Source organism: Ectopseudomonas khazarica, assembly GCF_017915135.1.
Taxonomy (GTDB): Bacteria; Pseudomonadota; Gammaproteobacteria; order Pseudomonadales; family Pseudomonadaceae; genus Aquipseudomonas; species Aquipseudomonas khazarica.
This window is the reverse complement of record NZ_CP068551.1, coordinates 23,636-41,634: the sequence shown is the minus strand read 5'-3', so window position 1 is coordinate 41,634 and position 17,999 is coordinate 23,636. Positions and strand designations below refer to the sequence as shown.

Here is a 17,999-nt window from a genome sequence, read left to right as displayed (position 1 = left end):
AGCGATCAGTGAAAATCATCATTCTCGGCGCAGGTCAGGTCGGTGGCACCCTGGCCGAGCACCTCGCCAGCGAAGCCAACGACATCACCGTGGTGGACACCGACGGCGACCGCCTGCGCGACCTCGGCGACCGCCTGGACATCCGCACCGTGCAGGGCAAGGGCTCGTTCCCCACCGTGCTGCGTCAGGCCGGCGCCGATGACGCCGACATGCTGGTCGCGGTGACCAACAGCGACGAAGTCAACATGATCGCCTGCCAGGTCGCCTACACCCTGTTCCACACGCCGACCAAGATCGCCCGCGTGCGCGAGGCGGCGTACCTGACCCGCGAAGCGCTGTTCGACAACGAGGCGATCCCGGTCGACGTGCTGATCAGCCCCGAGCAGGTGGTGACCAACTACATCAAGCGCCTGATCGAATACCCCGGCGCCCTGCAGGTCATCGACTTCGCCGAGGGCAAGGCCCAGCTGGTGGCGGTCAAGGCCTACTACGGCGGGCCGCTGGTGGGCCAGCAGCTGCGCCAGTTGCGCCAGCACATGCCCACGGTGGATACCCGCGTGGCCGCCATCTTCCGGCGCAACCGGCCGATCATGCCCAAGGGCGACACCGTCATCGAGGCCGATGACGAGGTGTTCTTCATCGCCGCCAAGGCCCACATCCGCGCGGTGATGAGCGAGATGCGTCGCCTCGAGGACAGCTACAAGCGCGTGGTCATCGCCGGCGGCGGCAACATCGGCGAGCGCCTGGCCGAGGCCATCGAGAGCCGCTATCAGGTGAAGATCATCGAGATGAGCCCGGCACGCTGCCGCTACCTCTCGGAGAACCTCGACAGCACCATCGTGCTGCAGGGCAGTGCTTCGGACCGCGACCTGCTGGTGGAAGAGAACATCAACGACGCCGACATCTTCCTCGCCCTGACCAACGACGACGAGGCCAACATCATGTCGTCGCTGCTGGCCAAGCGCCTCGGCGCGCGCAAGGTGATGACCATCATCAACAACCCGGCCTACGTCGACCTGGTGCAGGGCGGCGAGATCGACATCGCCATCAGCCCGCAGCTGGCCACCATCGGCACCCTGCTGACCCACGTGCGCCGTGGCGACATCGAGAGCGTGCACAGCCTGCGCCGGGGCGCGGCGGAAGCGCTGGAAGTGATCGCCCATGGCGATGCCAAGTCGAGCAAGGTCATCGGCCGTGCCATCGAGGACATCGCCCTGCCACCGAGCACCACCATCGGCGCCATCATCCGCGACGAGGAAGTGCTGATCGCCCACGACAACACGGTGATCGAGTCCGGCGACCACGTGATCCTGTTCCTGGTCGACAAGAAGTACATCCGCGACGTCGAGCGCCTGTTCCAGGCCGGCCTGACGTTCTTCTGAGCAGCAAGCTTCAAGCGGCACGTAAAGCGCTTGTGGCTTGCAGCTTGAGGCTTGTGGCTGGCCAACGAAGGAGGGTCGAATGAGTACCGAGGCACTGGAAAAGATGCTGGCCAAGGGCATGGACAACGCCCTGCTGCGCTTCGGCCTGGGCAAGGCGCACCTGGACGGCGGCGACGCCGCGCAGGGCGCCGAACACCTGCAACGCTGCGTCGAGTTCGACCCGGGCTATTCGGCGGCGTGGAAGCTGCTGGGCAAGGCGCTGCTGGCCCAGGGCGAGCACGACGCCGCGCGCCAGGCCTGGCAGCAGGGCATCGCCGCCGCCCAGGCCAAGGGCGACAAGCAGGCCGAGAAGGAAATGAGCGTGTTCCTGCGCAAGCTGGACAAGCCGCGCTGATCGACAAGGCCAGCGCGAGCTATCGACGCACACCACCGTAGCCCGGATGCAATCCGGGGACAGCCTCCAGTCGCTCGCGGCTGAAGCCCCTCCCACGCATGCCGTAGCGCGCTCTGCGCCAGGCACTCCGGCGACGCGCTCTTGACGTCGCCAACGGCACGGGGGCAGGGAGCTTGCGGCTGAAGCGCACGCTCCTGCGCACTGCAGCGGCTCAGAGCACCTCGCTGGCCACCGCGTCCACCGCCGCCTTGGCGATACCCACCACCTGATCCGCCTCGGCCTTGTTCAGCACCAGCGGCGGGGCGAAGCCGAGGATGTCGCCGTGCGGCATGGCGCGGGCGATCATGCCGCGTTCCAGGCACGCCGCCGAGACACGCGGGCCGACCTTGAGCGCGGCATCGAAGGGCGTACGCGCCTCGCGGTCGGCCATGAATTCCAGCGCGGCGAGCATGCCGACCCCACGGACTTCGCCCACCAGCGGGTGGCCTTCGAAGGTCTGGCGCAGTTGCTGGTTGAGGTAGGCACCGACATCGGCGGCGTTGGCGGCGATGTTTTCCTTCTCCAGGATATCCAGGTTGGCCAGCGCAGCGGCGGCGCAGATCGGGTGGCCGGAGTAGGTCCAGCCATGGCCCATGGCACCGTCGCGATTGGAGGCCTCTTCGATCACGTTCCACACCTTCTCGCCGACGATCACCGCCGACAGCGGTGCATAGGCGCTGGTCAGGCCCTTGGCGGTGGTGATCAGGTCCGGCTGCATGCCGAACATCTGGCTGCCCATCGGCGTGCCCAGGCGGCCGAAGGCGCAGACCACTTCGTCGGCGATCAGCAGGATGTCGTACTTCGCCAGCACGGCCTGGATCGCCTGCCAGTAGCCCTTGGGCGGCACGATGATGCCGCCGGTGCCCATCACCGGTTCACCGATGAAGGCCGCCACGGTCTCCGGGCCCTCGGCCAGGATCAAGCGCTCCAGGTCCTCGGCGCAGTGCTGCACGAAGGCGGCTTCGTCCATGCCGGCCGGGGCCTTGTAGAAGTGCGGGCAGGCGGCGTGCTTGATATCGGCATGCGGCAGGTCGAAATGCTGGTGGAAGCTGGCCAGGCCGGTGAGGCTGCCGGTCATGATGCCCGAGCCGTGATAGCCGCGCTGGCGCGAGATGATCTTCTTCTTCGCCGGGCGCCCGAGCACGTTGTTGTAGTAACGCACCAGCTTGATCTGGGTCTCGTTGGCGTCCGAGCCGGACATGCCGTAGTAGACCTTCTTCATGCCCTGCGGCGCCCAGTCGATGATGCGCGCCGAGAGCTCGATGATGGCCTCGGTCGAGTGGCCGACGTAGGTGTGGTAGTAGGCCAGCTCCTTGGCCTGCTTGTAGATGGCCTCGGCCACCTCGGTGCGGCCATAGCCGATGTTCACGCAGTACAGGCCGGCGAAGGCATCGATCAGCTCGCGGCCCTCGTGATCCTGGATGCGGATGCCCGAAGCGCCCTTGATGATGCGGCCCTTGAGCGCGCCGCTGGCATGGTCATGGGCGTGAGTGGAGGGGTGCATGAAGTGGGCACGGTCCTGCTCGAACAGCTTCTGGTAGTCGGTCATGGCGGTCTCCATCTGATTCGCTGGGGTGGCGATAAAGGTCATTCACAGGTTTGTGGGAGGGGCTTGCAGCGCCTGCAAGGTCAGGCGCGGCTGAAGTCCCTCCCAGCGGCTCTCCGGGTGCATCAGGGGTAACGCTGGCCCTGGTGATGAATGCAGAAGTACTTGGTTTCGACGAAGGGCTCGAAGCCTTCCGTAGCGCCTTCGCGGCCGAGGCCGGAGGCTTTCATGCCACCGAAGGGGATCGGATGGCCGGTGAACTTGCTGCCGTTGACCGCGACCATGGCATGCTCGAGGCGGCGAATCAGCGGATGGACGACGTCCACCCGGTTGGAACAAATGTAGGCGGCCAGGCCGTACTCGGTGTCGTTGGCCATGGCCACGGCGTCGTCCAGGCTGTCGAAGGCGCGCACGCCGGCGATGGGCGCGAAGTTCTCCTCGCGGTAGATGCGCATGCCGCCTGTGACGTCGGCCAGCAGCGTCGGCTGCCAGAACCAGCCGCCCAGCGCATGGGGCTCGCCACCGACCAGCAGCCGTGCACCCTGCTCGATGGCATCGGCCACCCGCGCAGCCGTGCCGTCCAGCGCCGCCTGGTGCATCAGCGGGCCGATCTGGTTGCGTTCGTCATGCCCCGGCCCCACGCGCAGGTCGCGCACGGCCCTGGCGAAGCGTTGCAGGAATTCCTCGTAGACCGGGCGCTGCACCAGGATGCGGTTGGCCGCGCAGCAGTCCTGCCCGGAGGTCTGGAACTTGGCGTCCAGCGCCACCTGCACGGCGTGATCGAGGTCGGCATCGGCGCAGATGATCAGCGGCGCGTTGCCGCCCAGCTCCAGGGCCACCTTCTTCACGTCATCGGCGGCAGCCTGCAGCACCAGCTTGCCGACGCGGGTCGAGCCGGTGAAGCTCACCGAACGCACCCGCGCATCCTTGACCAGGGTCTCCATGGCCATCTGCGGCTCACCCAGCACCACGTTGAACACACCGGCGGGGAAGCCCGCTTCCTCGGCCAGCTGGGCCAGGGCGAAGGCGGAGTAGGGCGTCTCGTGCGCCGGTTTGACCACCACGGTGCAGCCGGCGGCCAGGGCAGCAGCGGCCTTGCGAGTGATCATCGCGCTGGGGAAGTTCCAGGGCGTGAGCAGGGCGCAGACGCCCACCGGCTCCTTGAGCGTACCCAGCTGGGCGCCGGGGATATGACTGGGGATGGTCTGGCCGTAGAGCCGGCGCGCCTCCTCGGCGAACCAGGGGATGAAGCTGGCGGCGTAGCGGATCTCGCCACGCGCCTCGGCCAGCGGCTTGCCCTGCTCCAGACTGAGGATACGCGCCAGGTCTTCCTGATGCTGCAGGATCAGCTCGGCCCAGCGCCGCAGCAATGCCGCGCGGGCGTCCAGGCCCTGCTCGCGCCAGGCGCTGAAGGCACGCTGGGCGGCATCCACGGCGCTGCCGATCTGCTGCGCGCTGAGCATCGGTACATGGCCGATCAGGCTCTGGTCGGCCGGGTTCTGCACCGCGACGCTGGCGCCGTCGTCACTGTGTACCCAGTGACCGTCGACATAGCAGAGCGACTTGAACAGCAGGGGGTGGTCGAGGGGCATGGCGATGTCTCCGGGCCGATGGGCATGGGAGACATGCTAGGGAAGGGCGGCTTGGTGTTTTTTCCAAGCCGGCCAGGCGCTACCACAGTTTTTTCTGAAGGAGCGCGGCGAACAGAAGATTTCTGAGGCCCCGCCGCGCCTCGGCAGCGGCACTCAGACAATCGCGGCTAAAGTCCCTCACACACACTCGCCACCGGCCACCGTGGGAGGCGCTTTAGCGGCGAGCGTGCTTCACGCCGTGGCAGTACGTTGCGGCAGGGCACGCACGATGGCGCTGAGCAGCATGCCGTACAGCGGCACGAACAGCATCAGGCTGATGGCCAGCTTGATCACGTAGTCCACCGTGGCGATTTCCACCCAGTTGGCCGCCATGAACGGATCGTCGCTGTGCCAGAAGGCCACCGAGAAGAACAGGAAGGTGTCCAGCAGATTGCCGAAGATGGTCGAGGCGGTGGGCGCCACCCACCACTGACGCATCCTGCGCAGGCGGTCGAACACCTGAATGTCCAGCAACTGGCCGAAGGCATAGGCGAGGAAGCTGGCCACGGCGATGCGGAAGACGAACAGGTTGAACTCGCCCAGCGTTGCCAGGCCGCCGAAGGCCCCCTCGTGGAACAGCACCGAGACCACATAGGAAGCGAGCAGCGCCGGCAGCATCACGCGGGCGATGACCACGCGCGCAGCATGCTTGCCGATCAGGCGCACGGTGAGGTCGGTGGCGAGGAAGATGAACGGGAAGCTGAACGCACCCCAGGTGGTATGCCAGCCGAACAGAGTGATCGGCAGCTGCACCAGGTAGTTGCTGGCGATGATGATGAGGATGTGGAAGGCGATCAGGCCGGCCAGCACGGGCCGACTGACCGACGCGGGAATCAGGGTCATGTCGATGTCCTTTTTCGTGAAGTGGGGTGAGGGAACCCACTGCCGCAGCCGACATGGCCACGAGCGGCGCGCATTCTAGCGCGTTGTTGACTCGCGGGATAGGTTTTGCCCGAACGCTCCCGCGCCGTTGATCCGCTCGATTGTTCAGACTTCCGGCACGACTCGCTTGGCCAGCTGGAAATGACGCTGCCAATAGGCGTTGCTGAGGTGATCGATGCGCACGTTGCTGCCACGTCGCGGGGCATGGATGAAGCGGCCGTCGCCCAGGTAGATGGCCACGTGGTCCACAGAGCGGCTACGGATACGGAAGAACAGCAGATCGCCCGGCTGCAGGTCACTGCGCTTCACCGAAGGCGCGTCCAGGCGTGACAGGGCGCGAGAGGTGCGTGGCAGGTCGAGGTCGCTCTGGGTCTTGAAGGCGTACTGCACCAGGCCGCTGCAATCGAAGCCCTGCCGGGGGCTGGTGCCGCCCCAGCGATAGGGTATGCCCAGGGCGCCCAGGGCGCGGTCGATCACCTCGCGGGCCGGGGCCGGCTCGGCCGCTGGCGCGGTGGCGGGAATGGTCTGGATACGGAAGGTGGCGGAGGCTTGGGTACAAATTCCCAGTAAAAGAGCGCCTCCCAGGCAAAGTGACGTGAAAAACTTGTTCAAACCCAGTGATCCTGGTGACTGGCCAGCGAACGGAACCCCCTCCGAATCAAGGCATTGCATAGAAAACGGGCTTCCCGCCCGTCCCGGAGACGGACCATCGAAAAGCTCACCGGGTTCACTGCCGGCCTCGTCAAGCGACGAACGGTTCCCGGCCTGAAGCTGCACATTCGTGACCGATCACCGCCATTTGTGCCCCGACTGTTGAGCCGCACCCGCTCGACCGTTAAGGTCACCCGGCTGCCCACCACTGCAAAGGACTCGTGCATGAACCTGAGAACCACCCTGTTCGCCGCCTCGCTGCTGGCCGTCAGCCTTGGCGCCCAGGCACAGACCGACAGCGCCAGCTGCAGCGCAGTCACCCTCGCCGATCCGGGCTGGAGCGACATCGCCGTGACCAACGGCATCGCCAGCCTGCTGCTCGACGGCCTCGGCTACAAGGCACAGACCCGCACCCTGGCCGTACCGATCATCTTCGCCGGGCTGCAGAAGGGCCAGGTGGATGTGTTCCTCGGCAACTGGATGCCGGCAGGCCAGCACGACTATGCGCGCTACGTGGAGAGCGGCCAGGTGGACAAGGTGGTGGAGAACCTCGGCGGCACCGAGTACACCCTGGCCGTGCCCACCTACACCTACGCCGCAGGGGTGAAGGACTTCAGCGACCTGAAGCGCTTCGCCGAGCGCTTCGACCGGAAGATCTATGGCATCGGCTCCGGCTCGCCGGCCAACGACTACATCCGCCAGATGATCGAGGGCAACGAGTTCGGCCTCGGCGACTGGAAGCTGGTGGAGTCCAGCGAACAGGCGATGCTGGTGCAGGTCGGCCGCGCGGTAAAACGCGACGAGTTCGTGGTGTTCCTCGGCTGGACACCGCACCCGATGAACGTGCAGTTCGACATGCAGTACCTCAAGGGCGGCGAGAAATTCTTCGGCAGCACCGGCTCGGTCAACACCCTGGCGCGCAAGGGCTATGTCGCCGAGTGCCCGAACGTCGGCAGGCTGCTGAGCAACCTGACCTTCACCCAGGAGATGGAAAACACCATCATGGATGAGGTGCTCAACCGCAAGGTGGCCAACGCCACGGCGATCAGCACCTGGATCAAGGCCAACCCGCAGGTGCTGGAGCGCTGGCTGGACGGCGTGACCACCCGCGACGGCGCTGACGGCCTGGCCGCGGTGAAGGCCAGGCTCTGATGCCACGTCAGCCTGCAGATGCCCGACATCTCAGGCCTGGCGTACGTCAGTCGTCCAGTTCGGCGGGCGCACCCGACGCGTCCGCCTTGATGGTCTTGGTGACGATGTAGGTGAAGTAGCGCTCGATGCCGAGGTCTTCCAGCAGCAGCTGGTCGATGAAACGCTGGTAGTGGTCGATGTCACGGGCGCGGATCATGGCGATGTAGTCGACGCCGCCGCCGGTGGCGTAGCAGAAGCCCACCTCCGGCGCCTCGCTCAGGCGCTGCTCGAAGCGGCGCATGTCCTGCGCGGTATGCCGGGCCAGGGTGATTTCCACCAGCACCTGCTGGCTGCGGAACAGCGCCGCCCAGTCGATCAGCGCGCGGTAACCCTTGATCAGTCCGGCGCTTTCCAGCTTGCGCACCCGTTCCCAGGCCGGGGTCACCGAGAGGTTGATCGCCTCGGCCAGGGCCGACTTGGTGATCCGCCCGTCCTCGGCGAGGATGCGCAGGATCTTCAGGTCATAGCGGTCGAGCTTGTGCATCGGTGCCTCGGTCGATTGAGCGTTCATGGGGTGTATGGCCCCCGGTCGCGGCTAAAGCCCCTCCCACGATCCGTAAGTCTGTGGGAGGGGCTTTAGCCGCGACAGGCTAGCCCACCACCTCGGCGATGACCGCGAGGGTATCACCACACTGCACCAGCCCCGGGAAATGCCGGGCGGCGAGCAGGCCGCTGCGCCGGGCACGGTACTCGCTGGCGGGCGCGCCGGTGCGCCGCAGGCTGTGCAAGCGCGCGATCACCTCGCCCTTCTCCACCCTGTCGCCCAGATCGCGGCACATCTCCAGCAGGCCGTCGTCCTCGCTGGCGACGAAACAGTCGCCATCGGGCATGTCGAGCATCACCGACTCGCCGGCCTCGATCTCGCCCTGCAGCAGGCCGAAATGGATCAGCAGATTGCGCACGCCGCGCTCGGCGATGGCCAGGCTCTTCGCCGTGCTGCTGCCGCCGCCACCCAGCTCGGTGGTGACGAACACCTTGCCCTGCTCCTCGGCGGCGGTGTCGTACATGCCCACCGCATCCAGCTCCAGCATGCGCATGCAGTAGGGCGCGGCGAAGGCGCGCATGCCGGCGGCGCAGGCCGCGTCCTGGGCCTGGTCCGGGAGCACGTGGCAGGCGGCGAAGGGCAGGAAGTCCAGGGTCTTGCCACCGGAATGGATGTCCAGCACCACGTCGGCCATGGGCAGCAACGTGCGCTGGAAGTAGTCGGCGATCTTCTGCGTCACCGTGCCATCCGGCTTGCCGGGGAAACTGCGGTTGAGGTTGCCCTTGTCGATCGGCGAGGTACGGCTGCCGGCCTGCACCGCCGGGGTATTCATGAACGGCACGATGATCACCCGGCCGGTGACGTCCTCGGCGCGCAGGCGCTGGGCCAGCTTGCTCAGCGCCAGCGGGCCTTCGTACTCGTCGCCGTGGTTGCCGCCGGTGAGCAGCGCGGTGGGGCCGCTGCCGTTCTTCACCACGGTCACCGGGATCATCACCGCGCCCCAGGCCGAATCGTCACGGGAATAGGGCAGCTTGAGATAGCCGTGTTGCACGCCGTCACGCTCGAAGTCGAGCGTGGGGCTGATGGGGTTGTCGCGCAGTGGGGTCATGATGCAAAGCCCGGCATGAATGTATGTCTCTGTGGCGTCGCTTTTCGTAGGAGCTGGCTTGCCAGCGACAAGCTGTTGATGCGGATCGCCGGCAAGCCGGCTCCTGCGACCGAGGGCAATCAATCCTTCACGAACAGCTGGCGCGGCACATCGCAGAGGGTTTCCACGCCGCGTTCGGTGATCAGGATCGATTCGGTGATTTCCAGGCCCCAGTCGTCCAGCCACAGGCCGGGCATGAAGTGGAAGGTCATCCCCGGCTGCAATACGCTCTCGTCGCTCGGACGCAGGCTCATGGTGCGTTCGCCCCAGTCCGGCGGATAACTGATACCGATGGGATAGCCGCAGCGGCTGTCCTTGTGGATGCCGAACTTCTCCAGCACCTTGAAGAAGGCACGGGCGATGTCGCCGGTGGTGTTGCCCGGCCTGGCCGCCTCCAGGCCGGCGGCGATGCCCTCGACCACCGCCTTCTCGCCATCGAGGAAATGCTGCGGCGGCTTGCCCAGGTAGATGGTGCGCGACAGCGGGCAGTGGTAGCGCTTGTAGCAACCGGCGATCTCGAAGAAGGTGCCGGCGCCGCTGCGCATCGGCGAATCGTCCCAGGTCAGGTGCGGCGCGCTGGCGTCCGCCCCGGTGGGCAGCAGCGGCACGATGGCCGGGTAGTCGCCGCCATGGCCGTCGGCACCGAGGATGCCGGTGCGGTAGATCTCGGCGACCAGCTCGTTCTTGCGCAGGCCGGGCTCGATCTTGTCGAAGATCGCCGCATGCATCTTCTCGACGATCTTCGCCGCGATGCGCATGTAGCCGATCTCGGTCGGCGACTTGATCGCCCGCTGCCAGTTGACCAGCGCGGTGCAGTCGACGAAGCGTGCGTTGGGCAGATTGCGTTGTAGCGAAGCGTAGGCGGCGGCGCTGAAGTAGTAGTTGTCCAGCTCCACGCCAATGCTGAGCTTGTCCCAGCCACGTGCGGCGATGACCTCAAGGGACAGGTAGTCCATCGGGTGGCGCTCGGTGGACTGCACGTAGTGATCGGGGTAGCCGACGATATTGCCCTGTTCCATGAACACCGTGCGCTTGGCGCCATTGGCATCCTGGCCACGGCCATACCAGACCGGCTCGCCGTCGAGCGCCAGCAGCACGCACTGGTGCACGTAGAACGACCAGCCGTCATAGCCGGTGAGCCAGGCCATGTTGGACGGGTCGCTGACGATCAGCAGTTCGATGCCCCTGGCCTGCATGGCGCTGCGGGTCTTGGCCAGGCGCTGGGCATATTCCTCCCGGCTGAAGGGGAGGTTGACGACGATTTCGGACATGGATGAATCCCCGTGTTTTTGTGGGACTGTGAGAGGGGCCGGGCGACGTTCCGTTTGCGCCGCGACGAAGCTCCTCTCACAGGGTCATGAATCGAAGTTGAGGCCTTTGCCGGCCTGCCGCGCACGCTGATAGGCCAGGCTGGCGATGGCGGTGTCCTGGGCGCCGGTGCCGGTCAGGTCGCACAGGGTGATCTGCTCATCTGCGCTGCGCCCGGGCCGCTGGCCGGCGATCACCTGGCCCAGTTCGGCGAAGTCGGCATCGGCAGCCACCAGGCCTGCGGCGATGGCGTGGTTGAGCTCGCCGAGCACGCGGGTCTGGCTCAGGCGGTCGGCGACATAGGCGTCGACCTGCGCCAGCACGGCCGGGGCGATCTCGTTCTTGTGTTCGGCGTCCGAGCCCATGGCGGTGATGTGCAGGCCGGGGCGCAGGTGCCGTGGCTGGATCAGCGGTTCACGGCTGGGTGTGGTGCTGACGGCGATATCGGCGCCCTCCAGCGCGGCGTCGACGCTGTCCACGGCGCGGGCATCCTCCAGCTCGGCAGCCATGGCGCGGGCCTTGGCCGGGTCGCGTGCCCAGATACGCACCTCGCGTACTTCGCGCACCAGGCGCAGCGCCTGCAACTGCAAGCGCGCCTGCTCGCCGGCGCCGAGAATGGCGACCACCCCGGCGTCCTCGCGCGCCAGCCAGCGGGCCGCGACGGCGCCGGCAGCCGCGGTGCGCACGGCGGTGAGGTAGCCGTTGTCCAGCAGCAGGGCGTCGGCCAGGCCGGTCTGCGCGGAAAACAGCATCATCAGACCGTTGAGGCTGGGCAGGCCAAGCTTGGGGTTGTCGAAGAACCCGGGGCTGACCTTGATGGCGAAGTGCGCAACGCCCGGCAGGTAGGCGGTCTTCACGTCCACCTCGCCGTTGTGCTCGGGGACGTCCAGACGCAGGATCGGCGGCATGGCCACGGCAGCGGTGGCGAGCAGGCGGAAGGCGTTCTCCACCACCGCCAGGCTGGCGCTGTCGAGGCCGACGCAGGCGCGCAGGTCGGCCTGGTTGAGAATCAGGGTCTTGGCCATGGCCACTCCTCAGGCTTCCGCACCATTGATGATGCGCAGGTGCTGGTCGATATCGATGTTGCGCCCGCTGATCACCACCACCACCGGACCTCGCGGTTGAATCAGGCCGTCGAGCAGCGCGGCGATGCCCACTGCGGCCGCACCTTCGACCACCAGTCGCTCCTCGCGGTAGGCGTGGCGGATGCCGCGGGCGATGGACGCCTCGTCGAGCAGATGCACCTGGTCGCACAGGTCGCGGGTGATGGCGTAGGTGTAGCGGTTGTCCAGGCCGATGCCGCCGCCGAGGGAGTCGGCCAGGGTCGGCAGCTCCTCCACCTCGACCGGTACGCCGGCCTCCAGGCTGGCGTGCATTGCCGCCCCCAGCCGCATGCTGATGCCGTGAGCGCGAATCGCCGGGCTGGCCGCCTTGATCGCCAGCGCCACGCCGGCGAACAGGCCGCCGCCGGACAGCGGCACCAGCACCTCGCAGACGTCCGGGCATTGCTCGAGAATCTCCAGGCCCAGGCTGCCCTGGCCGGCGATCACATGGGGATGGTCGAACGGCGGGATGAACGCCGCGCCCTGCTCGCGGGCGATACGCAGCGCTTCGAGCTGGGCATCGTCCTGGCTGCGGCCGCTGATCACCACCTCGGCGCCCAGCTCGCGGATGGCGCGCACCTTGTTCTGCGGCACCAGCTCGGACAGGCAGACGATGGCCTTCACGCCCTGCTGCGCGGCGGCAAAGGCCAGCGCGCGACCGTGGTTACCGGTGGAGGCGGTGACCACGCCGCAGCGCTTGCGCCCGGCATCCAGCTGCGCCACCGCGTTGCTCGCGCCACGCAGCTTGAAGCTGCCGGTGGCCTGCTGCGACTCCAGCTTCAGCCACACCGGCACGCCGAGCAGGCGGCTCAGGCTGGGCGAGTGCTCCAGCGGCGTCTGGCGCACCAGGCCGGCGATACGCTGGCGGGCCTGGAGCAGGTCATCGAAGGCAATGGAGGGCATGGCGCACGTTCCGTGAAGGTGTGCGGCCGAGTGTATGAGCGGGAAATTGACTGACCGAATGTACTAGGACGATTTTTTCTTCGGCTTGCGGATAGGCATTGCCGCAAGGGTGTCGTCACGACGACAAACGTAGGGTGGATCACGCTGTATCGATCCACCGTTGCGGTGGACGTGAAAAGCGACGTCCACCCTACGTTCCCGGATTTCATCCGGGCTACGGCAGGTGGCAGGAGCGGCTTCAGCCGCGAAACGTACGCCTCACGCCAGTGAACGCAGGGTGGATCACGCTTCACCGATCCACCGTTGCGGTGGACGTGAAAAGCGACGTCCACCCCACATTCCCGGATTTCATCCGGGCTACGGGGCAGGTCGTAGGAGCGGCTTCAGCCGCGAAACGTACGCCTCACGCCAGTGAACGTAGGGTGGATCACGCTTCACCGATCCACCGTTGCGGTGGACGTGAAAAGCGACGTCCACCCTACGTTCCCGGATTTCATCCGGGCTACGGCAGGTCGTAGGAGCGGCTTCAGCCGCGAAACGCACCCCTCACGCCAGTGAACGCAGGGTGGATCACGCTTCACCGATCCACCATCACGGTGGACGTGAAAAGCGACGTCCACCCTACGGTTCTCAAAAATCATGCACCTTCGGGTACTGGCCGAACACGTCACGGACGATCTGCACGCCCTGGCGCATCTTCGCCTCGCTGCATTCGGCGCCGACGCACAATCGCACCGCGCGTGGCCTGGGCATGCCGGGCGGGACGAAGGGGTCGGGCAGGGTCAGCGCCACGTTGCGTCGGCGCAGCTCGCGCAGCAGGCTGTCGGTCTCCCAGCCCTCCGGCACACGCAGCCAGCTGTTGAGCGAGTAGGGGTGGTTGCCGATCAGGTGCTCGCCCAGCTCCTGCTCGACCAGCGCCTGGCGGTTGGCCAGGAGCTGACGCTGCAGCTGCACCAGGTCCTCGGCTTCGCCGGAGTCGATCCAGCGCGTCGCCACTTCGCCGAGCAGCGACGGCGCCATCCAGCTGCTGACCCGCAGGATGCTCTCGGTGCGCAGCGCCAGGCGCTTGGGCATCACCAGGTAGCCGATGCGCAGGCCGGTGAGCACCGACTTGGTCAGGCTGGTGCAGTAGAACGACAGCTCCGGCGCGTAATGGCTCAGCGGCCGCGAGGCCTGCTGACCGGCCAGCAGCGGGCCGTAGACGTCGTCCTCGATGATGTACACACCATAGCGACGGGCGATCTCGGCGATCTCGCGGCGGCGCTCATCGGGCATCAGCGCGCTGGTCGGGTTGTTCAGGTTGGGCGTACAGACCAGCGCGGTGATGCGCTCGTTGCCGCACATGTCCTCGAAGTGCTCGGGATTCAACCCGTGGCGGTCCATCTCCAGCCCCTTGAGGGTAAAGCCGAGCACCTGCGAGCTGCCGATGGCGCCGTGGTCGGTCAGGCCTTCGCAGAGCACCACGTCATCCGGGCCGGCCAGCGTCGCCAGGGCGAGGAAGATGCCGTGGGCCGCGCCGCTGGTCAGCAACACGTCCTCGGTCCCCACATCCATGCCCAGGCGTGCCAGCCAGCGTACCGCCGCCTCGCGCTGGTGCTGCATGCCGGCAATCGGGCGGAAGGCGTGAATCCAGGGCTGGTCAGGTTCCTGCGCCAGCTCCAGGCAGGTCTGCCGCCACAGGCGGTCGTGGGCCTCGGTGTGGAGGATGCGCGCGTTGGAAAAGTCCATCAGCGCCTGCTCGCTGCGGTCGAGCATGCTGCTGGCCACCCGCTCGCTGGTGCGCCGCGAGACGAAGCTGCCACGGCCCACCTCGCAGCGCACGCGGCCCTGGCGCTCCAGCTCCTTGTAGGCGTTGGTCACGGTCTGCACGCTGATGCCCAGGGCATCGGAGACCTGGCGCTGCGGGGGCAACCGTTGACCGTCGATCAGGTTACCCTGTTCGATGTCGGCGGCGACCGCCTGGACCAGGAGCTTGTATTTCGACTCGCCCGGACGCGCGTTGGCCAGGGCCTTCTTCCAGTTCTGCATCGATGGCTTCCTCTGGCGACTGCAGGCAAGCATCCCGCGTGGGGCAGTGCGATTCAATTGTCCTAGTGCAATGCCGCAGCGAAAAAAGCCTTTGTATGCTCGGGCCAAGGGTGGAGAACAGTGCCTCGGTACCCCAGAACAACACCACCCGGCCGGCGCAGGTCCCGATCTGCGCGCCAACGCTCTTGATTTACCTGCCTCCTAACACAGCACGCCGCCGCTGGCGGACTACAAGAAACAGGAGAACACCAAGATGAGTAGCGTTATCCCCTCCGGCTTCGGTCACCTCGCACTGACCTGCGCCTTGCTCGGCGGTTTCGTCGCCGGCGTCCAGGCCTCGACCCTGGACAAGGTCAAGGACAGCAGCAGCGTGCGCATCGGCTACGCCAACGAGACACCCTTCGCCTACACCGCGCTGGACGGCAGCGTCACCGGCGAGTCGCCGGAGATCGTCAGGAAGATCTTCGAGCAGATGGGCGTCAAGACCATCAACCCGGTGCTCACCGAATGGGGTTCACTGATTCCCGGCCTGCGTGCCAGTCGTTTCGACCTGATCGCCGCCGGCATGTACATCACCCCCGAACGCTGCAAGCAGGTGCTGTTCACCGATCCGCACTACCAGTTGCCCGACACCCTGCTGACCAAGGCCGGCAACCCGAAAAATCTGCACAGCTATGCAGACATCGCCAAGAGCGGCGCCAAGGTGGCGATCATGGCCGGTACGGTGAACCTCGGATACGCCCGCAGCGCCGGTATCACTGACGAGCAGATTCTCCAGGTACCGGACACCACCGCCCAGCTGCAGGCCGTGCGCGCTGGCCGCGCCGATGCGGCGGTCGGCACCCAGCTGACCATGAAGGGCCTGGCCGAGAAGGGTGGCGACGGCGTCGAGGCCATCGCCGAATTCAACGACGACCCGGCCCACACCGGCTATGGCGCCCTGGCCTTCCGCCCGGAAGACAAGGATCTGCGCGATGCGGTGAACGCCGCGCTGAAAAAATGGCTCGGCAGCGAGGATCACCTGGCCACGGTGAAGCCCTTCGGCTTCGACCAGTCCAACATCACCGACAAGACCGCTGCCGAACTCTGCGCTCAGTAACCTGCGGTGTCTGCCGCGCACGCCGGTGCGCGGCATGAATCCTTCGACCGGTAGACATTCATGACCGATCTTCTCCCCCTGCTGTTGCAAGGCGCCTGGGTCACCGTGCAAGTCACCTTCTGGGGCTCGCTGCTGGCGATTGCCAGCGCCGTGCTCGCCGCCCTCGGCCGGCTGTCGCCGATCGGCCCGCTGCGCTGGCTGGCGATCACCTACATCGAGATCTTCCGTGGCACCTCGCTGCTGGTGCAGCTGTTCTGGCTGTACTTCGTGCTGCCGATGCCGCCGTTCAACATCGAGATGAGCGCCTTCGCCGTGGCCGTGGTCGGCCTCGGCCTGCACATCGGCGCCTATGGCGCGGAAGTCATGCGCGGCGCCATCCGTTCGGTCGCCAAGGGCCAGTACGAAGCCTGCACCGCGCTGAACATGACGCCGTTGCGGCGCTTCACCCGCATCATCCTGCCGCAGGCCCTGCTGGCAGCGATTCCACCCGGCACCAACCTGCTGATCGAGCTGCTGAAGAACACCTCGCTGGTGTCGCTGATCACCCTGTCGGACCTGGCCTTCCGCGCCCGCCAGCTGGACCAGGCGACCTTCATGACCCTGGAGATCTTCGCCCTGGCGCTGCTGCTGTATTTCCTCATGGCACAGGTGATCAACCTCGGCATGCGCCTGCTGGAACGACGCCTTGCCCGTGGCCGGATGCGCGGAGGCCTGCAATGAACTTCTTCGACTGGGACTTCGCCCTGAGCATCCTTCCGGACCTGCTCAAGGCCTCGCTCAATACCCTGCTGATCACCTTCGCCGGCTTCGCCATCGCCATCGTCGTCGGCCTGCTGCTGGCCATCGCCCGGCGCAGCAGGCACCTGTGGCTGTCCTGGCCGGTGGCCGGGCTGATCGAATTCATCCGCAGCACGCCGCTGCTGATCCAGGTGTACTTCCTGTTCTACGTGTTCCCCAACTACGGGCTGAACCTCACCGCGCTGCAGGCGGGGATCCTCGGCATCGCCCTGCACTACGCCTGCTACACCGCCGAGGTCTATCGCGCCGGCCTCGACGCCGTGCCGCGCGGCCAGTGGGAAGCGGTGACGGCGCTGAACATGGCGCCGCTGTCGGCGTACCGGCAGATCATCCTGCCGCAGGCGCTGCGGCCGATCCTCCCCGCGCTGGGCAACTACCTGGTGGCCATGCTCAAGGACACCCCGGTGCTGTCCGCGATCACCGTGGTGGAGATCATGCAGCAAGCCAAGAACATCGGCTCGGAGAGCTTCCGCTACCTCGAGCCCATCACCCTGGTCGGCCTGTTCTTCCTCGCCCTCAGCCTGGTCCTGGCCTGGTGCGTGCGGCGCATGGAAGATCGCCTGGAGGTCACTGCCCGATGACTGCTTTTATCAACTCGACCGCCGCTGCAGGGAGTTCCAGCATGCCCCAGCCCATCGTCCGCTTCACCGACGTGACCAAGCGTTACGGCAACCTCACCGTGCTCGACAAGCTCAACCTGGATGTCGCCCCCGGCGAGAAGGTGGCGATCATCGGTCCCAGTGGCTCGGGCAAGTCGACCCTGCTGCGTGCACTGATGACCCTGGAAAGCATCGACGAAGGCCTGATCGCCGTCGACGACGAGCCGCTGACCCACATGAGTACCCGCGACGGCCGCCTGGTGCCGGCCAGCGCCAGCTACCAGCGCAAGGTGCGCGGCAAGATCGGCATGGTGTTCCAGAGCTTCAACCTGTTCCCGCACATGTGCGCCCTGCAGAACGTCATCGAGGCGCCGATGCAGGTGCTCGGCCTGGGCCGGAAGGAAGCCAGCGAACGCGCCGAGGAACTGCTGGCGATGGTCGGTCTGAGCGAGAAGCTGCGCCATTTCCCCTCGCAACTGTCCGGCGGCCAGCAACAGCGCGTGGCGATCGCCCGTGCGCTGGCGATGCGGCCCAAGGTGATGCTGTTCGACGAGGTCACCTCGGCGCTCGACCCGGAGCTGTGTGGCGAAGTGCTGGGGGTGATCCGCCGCCTCGGCAGCGAGCACAACCTGACCATGCTGATGGTCACCCACCAGATGGGCTTCGCCCGCGAGTTCGCCGACCGCGTGTGCTTCTTCCACCAGGGCCGCATCCACGAACAGGGCACCCCCGAGGAGCTGTTCGGCAACCCGCAGCAGGAACGCACGCAGGCATTTCTCAGCGCGGTGAACGAGGCGCACTGAGGCCATCGCAG

17 protein-coding genes are annotated in these 17,999 nt (G+C 66.6%); 7 read left to right on the top strand and 10 right to left on the bottom strand.

Annotated features, from left to right (window positions below; translation table 11 throughout):
- The first annotated feature begins 8 nt into the window (after window positions 1-8).
- Together trkA and JLK41_RS00180 are read left to right on the top strand one after the other, a co-directional pair.
- Window positions 9-1,382, top strand: coding sequence for a Trk system potassium transporter TrkA (gene trkA / locus JLK41_RS00185; protein WP_037052265.1), 1,374 nt, complete (start codon window positions 9-11; stop codon window positions 1,380-1,382).
- A 79-nt stretch (window positions 1,383-1,461) separates the two neighbouring features.
- Complete coding sequence (locus JLK41_RS00180; RefSeq protein WP_037052268.1) at window positions 1,462-1,776, top strand: tetratricopeptide repeat protein; 315 nt, start codon at window positions 1,462-1,464, stop codon at window positions 1,774-1,776.
- Window positions 1,777-1,987: 211 nt separating this feature from the next.
- Here the strand turns inward: JLK41_RS00180 and JLK41_RS00175 are convergent, their stop codons facing one another.
- The 4 genes from JLK41_RS00175 to JLK41_RS00160 form a co-directional block, all read right to left on the bottom strand.
- Window positions 1,988-3,364: an aspartate aminotransferase family protein gene (locus JLK41_RS00175; RefSeq protein WP_210390107.1), complete on the bottom strand. Its 1,377-nt coding sequence runs from the start codon at window positions 3,362-3,364 to the stop codon at window positions 1,988-1,990.
- Between the two features lie 122 nt (window positions 3,365-3,486).
- The gene (locus JLK41_RS00170) at window positions 3,487-4,953 is read right to left on the bottom strand and encodes an NAD-dependent succinate-semialdehyde dehydrogenase (protein ID WP_210390106.1); all 1,467 of its coding nucleotides are present in this window, start codon (window positions 4,951-4,953) and stop codon (window positions 3,487-3,489) included.
- 231 nt (window positions 4,954-5,184) lie between these two features.
- Window positions 5,185-5,835 carry a 7-cyano-7-deazaguanine/7-aminomethyl-7-deazaguanine transporter gene (locus JLK41_RS00165; protein WP_037052277.1) on the bottom strand — a complete coding sequence of 217 codons (651 nt, stop codon included), beginning with the start codon at window positions 5,833-5,835 and terminating at the stop codon, window positions 5,185-5,187.
- A 144-nt stretch (window positions 5,836-5,979) separates the two neighbouring features.
- The gene (locus JLK41_RS00160) at window positions 5,980-6,546 is read right to left on the bottom strand and encodes a C40 family peptidase (protein WP_210390105.1); all 567 of its coding nucleotides are present in this window, start codon (window positions 6,544-6,546) and stop codon (window positions 5,980-5,982) included.
- A 204-nt stretch (window positions 6,547-6,750) separates the two neighbouring features.
- Here JLK41_RS00160 and choX point away from each other — a divergent pair, with 204 nt between their 5' ends.
- On the top strand, window positions 6,751-7,677 hold the full coding sequence (gene choX, locus JLK41_RS00155; protein ID WP_037052282.1) for a choline ABC transporter substrate-binding protein: 927 nt from the start codon (window positions 6,751-6,753) through the stop codon (window positions 7,675-7,677).
- Between the two features lie 46 nt (window positions 7,678-7,723).
- On the opposite strand, the gene JLK41_RS00150 is transcribed toward choX, so the two are convergent.
- The 6 genes from JLK41_RS00150 to ehuR all read right to left on the bottom strand — a co-directional run bounded on the left by JLK41_RS00150 (window position 7,724) and on the right by ehuR (window position 14,689).
- Window positions 7,724-8,200: an Lrp/AsnC family transcriptional regulator gene (locus JLK41_RS00150; RefSeq protein ID WP_037052284.1), complete on the bottom strand. Its 477-nt coding sequence runs from the start codon at window positions 8,198-8,200 to the stop codon at window positions 7,724-7,726.
- A gap of 106 nt (window positions 8,201-8,306) precedes the next feature.
- Window positions 8,307-9,308, bottom strand: coding sequence for a N(2)-acetyl-L-2,4-diaminobutanoate deacetylase DoeB (gene doeB / locus JLK41_RS00145; protein ID WP_210390104.1), 1,002 nt, complete (start codon window positions 9,306-9,308; stop codon window positions 8,307-8,309).
- A 119-nt stretch (window positions 9,309-9,427) separates the two neighbouring features.
- On the bottom strand, window positions 9,428-10,618 hold the full coding sequence (doeA, locus tag JLK41_RS00140) for an ectoine hydrolase DoeA (protein ID WP_210390103.1): 1,191 nt from the start codon (window positions 10,616-10,618) through the stop codon (window positions 9,428-9,430).
- 84 nt (window positions 10,619-10,702) lie between these two features.
- Window positions 10,703-11,680: an ectoine utilization protein EutC gene (gene eutC, locus JLK41_RS00135; RefSeq protein ID WP_037052291.1), complete on the bottom strand. Its 978-nt coding sequence runs from the start codon at window positions 11,678-11,680 to the stop codon at window positions 10,703-10,705.
- Between the two features lie 9 nt (window positions 11,681-11,689).
- A complete protein-coding gene (eutB, locus tag JLK41_RS00130; RefSeq protein ID WP_210390102.1) occupies window positions 11,690-12,661 on the bottom strand; it encodes a hydroxyectoine utilization dehydratase EutB in 972 nt (323 codons plus the stop codon).
- 630 nt (window positions 12,662-13,291) lie between these two features.
- Complete coding sequence (gene ehuR / locus JLK41_RS00125; protein WP_210390101.1) at window positions 13,292-14,689, bottom strand: MocR-like ectoine utilization transcription factor EhuR; 1,398 nt, start codon at window positions 14,687-14,689, stop codon at window positions 13,292-13,294.
- A gap of 253 nt (window positions 14,690-14,942) precedes the next feature.
- On the opposite strand from ehuR, the gene ehuB reads away from it, so the two are divergent.
- Genes ehuB through ehuA form a run of 4 tightly spaced genes read left to right on the top strand, consistent with a single transcriptional unit; the run spans window position 14,943 to window position 17,988 of the window.
- Window positions 14,943-15,788, top strand: coding sequence for an ectoine/hydroxyectoine ABC transporter substrate-binding protein EhuB (gene ehuB, locus JLK41_RS00120; RefSeq protein WP_210390100.1), 846 nt, complete (start codon window positions 14,943-14,945; stop codon window positions 15,786-15,788).
- A gap of 60 nt (window positions 15,789-15,848) precedes the next feature.
- A complete protein-coding gene (ehuC, locus tag JLK41_RS00115; RefSeq protein ID WP_037052301.1) occupies window positions 15,849-16,508 on the top strand; it encodes an ectoine/hydroxyectoine ABC transporter permease subunit EhuC in 660 nt (219 codons plus the stop codon).
- Window positions 16,505-17,167 carry an ectoine/hydroxyectoine ABC transporter permease subunit EhuD gene (ehuD, locus tag JLK41_RS00110; protein ID WP_037052304.1) on the top strand — a complete coding sequence of 221 codons (663 nt, stop codon included), beginning with the start codon at window positions 16,505-16,507 and terminating at the stop codon, window positions 17,165-17,167. The genes ehuC and ehuD overlap by 4 nt, the downstream gene beginning before the upstream one ends.
- A gap of 41 nt (window positions 17,168-17,208) precedes the next feature.
- Window positions 17,209-17,988 (top strand): ectoine/hydroxyectoine ABC transporter ATP-binding protein EhuA, encoded by a 780-nt coding sequence (gene ehuA / locus JLK41_RS00105; RefSeq protein WP_037052305.1) that lies wholly within the window; start codon window positions 17,209-17,211, stop codon window positions 17,986-17,988.
- Window positions 17,989-17,999: the final 11 nt, after the last annotated feature.